Raw genomic sequence first — 5,441 nt, forward strand, 5'->3', positions numbered from 1 at the left:
CGGACGACATCCTCATTGAGTGCAGTTTTGTTCTCCTTCAGAACCAACACATTGGATTCGTTGACCTTAGCTTGTGCAATAGCATTTTCATACCCGATATACGCAGCGGTGATCTCCGGGTTTTTCGGCAGGGAGTCTGAGGTAACGGAAAATTCTCCTGCATTATTCGTGAATGTTCTGATGCTGGTTCCTTTGACATAGATGGCCGCGTTTCCCAGTGGTTGTCCGCTTGCTTCGTCCAGCACCTTACCTTTAATGACTGTCCTTGCCAGGGCAGCCGAGCTGATGTCGACACTGCTGGCCGCAACGGGGGAAGGATTTGCGGTGCTAATGCTTTTCATTTTAGCTTTCGCAGTGGAAGCGTACGCGCTGGTTTTCGCAGCTTTGATCGCTTCCTCCATCGCCCTTGACGGACTTTTCTCTGCTTTCGGAGTTTCAGCCTTCGGGGGTTTCGCTGCCGCAACTTGTGTCTGAGCTTTAATCAGGCTGTCCTTAAGTTCTTTGGAGGCAATGGTCACCTCAACTTCCTTAGGCTGTTTGGCCTGTTTGGCCAGCATATCCTGGTAGTTGTTTTGTTTCATCCAGAAGATGATGCCCACAGAGATAAACAGTACCGCAGCGGTAGCCGCAATACTGAGGCGCTGCCAGGTAATTAAAGCCGTTTTTTTAGTGTGCTGCTGTTCCGCGATCCGTTCCTGTAATTGTTTTTGAAGTAAAGAGATGGATTCAAGTGATTTTTTTGGGGATGCACTAAGCCCGGCAAGGGCTTCGGCCACAAACGGATCTTCCAGGGCTTCCCGTTCTACACGGTTCATCGTCCTGGGATCAAGCTTGCCGTCGAGGTAATCCTCTAATATTACGATATCTAACCAATCCTTATTCACCACTATTCTTTTCTATACAAATTTTCAAATTGCGCTTCCCATTCTGTATGTAGCTTTTCACTTTCAGCATATCAAAGCCGGTAATGTCTGCCACTTCCTTATAACACTTCTCCTGCAAATAGAACAGATCTACGCTCACACGCTGTTCTTCCGGAAGTGTTTCCATACACTTTTCCATAACGCTGAGCCGGGTTTCTTTTGTATCATCGATATCAAGATGCACAAAATCTGTGTTTTCCACAAAAGAATCTTCCAATGAGACCGTGGTATGCTTTGAGTTTTTGCGCAGGGCCATTAAGCAGTGGTTGCGTGCCAGCACGTGCAGCCAGCTTTTGAAGTTCTGCACTTCATGCACTTTCAGCTTCTGAACCAGTTCCTCAAAAATCTGCATGACCGCATCCTTACTTTGCTCTTCATCTTTGAGGTAATTTAAACAGACCCCAAATACCAGGTGCATATACTTGTTGTAAAGCACACCCAATACTTCAAGCTCTCCGCTGCTTTTGTAGCGCGCAATAAGGGCAGCATCATCCTGTTCCTGTATTCTGGCGTTATTTTTTATAAACTTCAAGGGATAGCCTGGGCGTAATGTTTCTCAAGTATAAAAATATTTTTTCAAAGTGCTATGGAATTTCTGTAATGCTTACATCATCAAGAAAAACCAAACATATGAAAAAGCTAATTTTACCTGTACTAATTGTGTTGCTATTTGGTGCTTTTAAAGCTGCGAAAGTTAAAACACAGACCATTAGCGGAACAGTTACAGAATTGTCAACAGGGCAGCCAATACCCGGTGTTTCCGTATACAGCCCGGACAGGAAACACGCGTCGACGGACCAAAAAGGAAAATATTCGATTACAGTTCCCGCCAGTGCGACGGAGCTGACATTTGTGTACATAGGCTATGAAACCCAGAAAATAAAGATCAGGGCTAAAGTGCTTGATGTTGCGATGAAGGAAACACAAAGCAGTTTAAACGAGGTGGTCATTCGTGGTTATCAGAAAAGATCCAGAGATCAGACAACCGGAAGCAGCTATATCGCAACGGGAAAGGAGATTAAGGACGTGCCTGTTGCACAGGTTGAGCAATTGCTGCAAGGCAGAGTGGCAGGCCTCAATATCCAGAATAGCCGTGCTGAGAAATCTAAGAGCAGGATGATGTTAAGAAGTCCGGCTCCCGAAAATTCTTCCGAAAGTTATGCTTCGATTACTGAAAATCAATTCAGAACAGCTTTGACACAACCGCTCTCTACTTTTTCCATTGATGTTGATGCGGCATCCTACACCAATTTGCGCAGATACATCAATAACGGCGGCCTGCCTCCGGCTGATGCGGTAAGAATAGAGGAAATGATCAACTACTTTGATTATGACTATGCCCAGCCTAAAGGCGATGACCCGGTAAACATCACTACAGAAATTTCCAGCGCTCCCTGGAATACCAGCCATAAATTGGTAAAGATTGGATTGCAGGGGAAGAAAATCACCACAGATCGTCTCCCTGCATCCAATCTGGTATTCCTTATTGACGTTTCCGGATCTATGGCCCAGCCCAATAAACTTCCGCTGCTGGTATCCTCCTTCAAACTGCTGACAGAGCAGCTCAGGCCGTCGGACAAGGTAGCGATAGTGGTGTATGCCGGTCAGGCAGGAATGGTGCTTCCTTCTACTCCCGGAGATCAAAAAATTAAAATAAAAGAAGCTTTAAATCAATTGAGCGCTGGTGGCTCTACTGCCGGCGGCCAGGGGATTGAGCTGGCTTATAAGATCGCCTCAGACAATTTTATAAAAAACGGCAACAACAGGGTGATACTGGCTACGGATGGAGATTTTAATGTGGGCGCAAGCAGTGACGATGCGATGCAAAAGCTGATTGAGAACAAACGCAAAAGCGGAATTTTTCTGACTGTTCTTGGTTATGGAATGGGCAACATTAAAGACAGCAAGATGGAGGTCCTTGCCGACAAAGGCAATGGAAACTATGCTTATATTGACAACATCACTGAAGCCAGAAAAGTATTGATCAGCGAGTTTGGCGGCACCTTGTTTACCATCGCCAAAGATGTGAAGCTCCAGGTCGAATTTAACCCTGCAAAGGTGCAGGCTTACCGTTTAGTAGGTTATGAAAACCGTATGCTGAAAGCCCGAGACTTTAATGACGATCTGAAAGATGCAGGGGAAATGGGTGCGGGACACACAGTAACTGCCTTATATGAAGTGATCCCGGTTGGTGTGAAAAGCAGTTTCGCCGGAAGGGTAGATGACCTGAAATACCAGTCCGGGAAAAAACCTGTAGTAAGGAACAATAGCGGGGAATTGCTGACTGTAAAAATGCGCTATAAAAAACCAGACAGAAATGTCAGCAAGCTGATCGTCCATCCGGTAGCAGATCATATGCAGCCATTTGGACAAACATCTGAAAACTTTAGGTTTAGTGCTGCTGTGGCAGAATTTGGGATGCTGCTCAGGCAATCAGATTTTAAACAGAATGCCAGTTTTGATCATGTGATCAGTTCTGCTCAAAATGCGATCGGTAAAGACAATGAAGGTTATCGTGCTGAATTTGTTAAATTAGCAAAATCAGCCAAATTACTGGCCAAAGAATTGCTTACCATTGAGCAGACAAACAAGATTGATGAAAAGAATTAGCATTTACTTTACAGCGGCTGCTCTGATGTGTCTGAGCAGTTGCGACGTGCAGAGCCAGGCCCAGCTTGGAAAAATATTGAACCAGATCCCTGCGGGCGGAAATCCGAGTGTGACTGAAATAGGGCTTGGAATTAAGCAGGCGCTGGAAATCGGGACCTCAAATGGTTCAGACAAGTTGTCTGCCAAGGACGGATTTTTGGGGAATCTTGCTGTGAAGATCCTTTTCCCTCCTGAAGCACAAAAGGTGGAAAAGGCTTTGCGCGGCATAGGCCTGGGCCCTTTGGCAGATAATGTGATCACAAGTTTAAACCGCGCAGCGGAAGACGCGGCCAAAGAGGCCAAACCTATCTTCATTTCGGCTATAAAACAAATGACGATTGCTGATGCAACGAATATTTTACTTGGGAGTAAAGATGCCGCCACCAATTATTTTAAGCGGGTCACTACTGCTCAGTTAATGGAAAAATTTAAGCCGGTAATCACAGCCAGCCTGAGCAAGGTCGGCGCCACAAAATATTGGGGAGATGCCGCAGGCCAGTACAATAAACTCCCTCTGGTGAAACCGGTAAACACTGACCTTTCTTCTTATGTAGCCCAAAAGGCCATAGATGGTATGTTCATACAGGTGGCCCAGGAAGAATTGAAAATAAGAGAAAACATTGGCGCCAGATCTACCACGCTTTTACAAAAAGTGTTTGGTTATGCTGATCGGCAAAAGTAGATTTTACTGAGAACTTTTATATGAAACTGAAAATCATATATTTGTATTCCGTAAATTTTATAACTCTTAAAATATGTCAAGGAAAAGGGAAAAGACCACCATTATCTTTGTAAACAAAAACCAGAGTTCAAACAGGCCCATACAGGTTCCAAGCAGTTTTGTGCAACATTGGAAAAAGTACCTGGCCGGCGTGCTGGCAAGTTTTGTTTTTTTATTGGGTACTATATTTTACCTGACTTATAGCAGGGCCACAATTGAGCTCAGCAAAGTGCAGTTGGCTCAGGAATTGCAAAAAAGCAAGAAAGAATCTGCCTCGATTGACACCTCATCGCTCAAAAAATATTACCTCTCTATTGACAAAAAGCTGCTCACTATAAACAAATATCTGAAGGCCAGGGGCATCAGGCAAATCATACCCAATGTGGGAGGTGAACAAAGCTCCGACATCTTGTCAACAGCGGAGACGGGGGAGTTTTATGATACACATCTGGATAAGATGATCGACTACGTTGCTTTTACCCCGATGGGCTATCCGCACCTTGGCGTGATCACTTCCGGATATGGCCACCGTGAAAATCCTTTTACCGGCGAAAGTGTAGAAAGGCATAAAGGACTTGACATCAGAGGAAGATATGGCGAGGTCGTCAAAAGCACGGCTAGCGGGAGGGTCGTCACGGCAGGTCGCCGCGGCGGATATGGCAACTGCGTGGTGATCAGTCACGGCAACGGATTTGAAACCTATTACGGCCATCTTTCAAAGATCCTGATCAAAGCCGGCCAGCAGGTGAAGGCCGGCGAAAAAATTGGCAGAATCGGGTCGACAGGAAGGTCGACAGGTCCCCATTTACACTATGAAGTACACAGATACGGTAAAATAATCAATCCCAGATCCTTTTTAACACTCGAGTAATGTTCAAGAAAACCAAACAGGTAAGTGACATCAATCAACAGGAAATATCTACAATAATCGGCGACGGTTTTATAATCACCGGAGAAATCAGTGGTAAATCAGTAATCAGAATTGACGGTAAGGTCACCGGAAATGTAAAAGTTATAAATGGAGTCATTCTGGGAGAAAAGGGAATCATAGTCGGAGATATTGAAACGACTTCGGCCATTCTTTACGGAACGGTAAACGGCAATGTCAAAGCCCAGCAGCTGGAAATTAAGAAAACAGGGAGAGTTAA

At 45.0% G+C, this 5,441-nt stretch carries 6 protein-coding genes; 4 read left to right on the plus strand and 2 right to left on the minus strand.

Features of this window, described 5'->3' with window-relative positions:
* Both VK541_RS19255 and VK541_RS19260 read right to left on the minus strand, forming a co-directional pair.
* The coding region (locus tag VK541_RS19255; RefSeq protein ID WP_324372044.1) for a carboxypeptidase-like regulatory domain-containing protein at positions 1-884 on the minus strand (884 nt) is incomplete at its 3' end.
* Complete coding sequence (locus tag VK541_RS19260; protein WP_324372046.1) at positions 877-1,455, minus strand: sigma-70 family RNA polymerase sigma factor; 579 nt, start codon at positions 1,453-1,455, stop codon at positions 877-879. The genes VK541_RS19255 and VK541_RS19260, both read right to left, overlap by 8 nt.
* 98 nt (positions 1,456-1,553) lie before the next feature.
* On the opposite strand from VK541_RS19260, the gene VK541_RS19265 reads away from it, so the two are divergent.
* The 4 genes from VK541_RS19265 to VK541_RS19280 all read left to right on the plus strand — a co-directional run.
* Entirely contained in the window at positions 1,554-3,533 is a 1,980-nt protein-coding gene (locus VK541_RS19265) for a vWA domain-containing protein (protein ID WP_324372047.1), read from the plus strand.
* Positions 3,520-4,254 (plus strand): DUF4197 domain-containing protein, encoded by a 735-nt coding sequence (locus tag VK541_RS19270; RefSeq protein WP_324372048.1) that lies wholly within the window; start codon positions 3,520-3,522, stop codon positions 4,252-4,254. Before VK541_RS19265 ends, VK541_RS19270 begins: the two co-directional genes overlap by 14 nt.
* A gap of 73 nt (positions 4,255-4,327) precedes the next feature.
* Positions 4,328-5,164, plus strand: coding sequence for a M23 family metallopeptidase (locus VK541_RS19275; protein ID WP_324372049.1), 837 nt, complete (start codon positions 4,328-4,330; stop codon positions 5,162-5,164).
* Positions 5,164-5,441, plus strand: a 278-nt coding sequence (locus VK541_RS19280; protein WP_324372050.1) for a polymer-forming cytoskeletal protein, incomplete at its 3' end; no start/stop codon positions are given. The genes VK541_RS19275 and VK541_RS19280, both read left to right, overlap by 1 nt.

This window comes from Pedobacter sp., from assembly GCF_035317785.1.
GTDB lineage: Bacteria > Bacteroidota > Bacteroidia > Sphingobacteriales > Sphingobacteriaceae > Pedobacter.

Excerpts from the sequence above, each read along its gene's own strand:
- VK541_RS19265 (WP_324372047.1), top strand. The coding sequence starts at position 1,554 with ATGAAAAAGCTAATTTTACCTGTACTAATTGTGTTGCTATTTGGTGCT.
- VK541_RS19275 (WP_324372049.1), top strand. The coding sequence starts at position 4,328 with ATGTCAAGGAAAAGGGAAAAGACCACCATTATCTTTGTAAACAAAAAC.
- VK541_RS19270 (WP_324372048.1), top strand. The coding sequence starts at position 3,520 with ATGAAAAGAATTAGCATTTACTTTACAGCGGCTGCTCTGATGTGTCTG.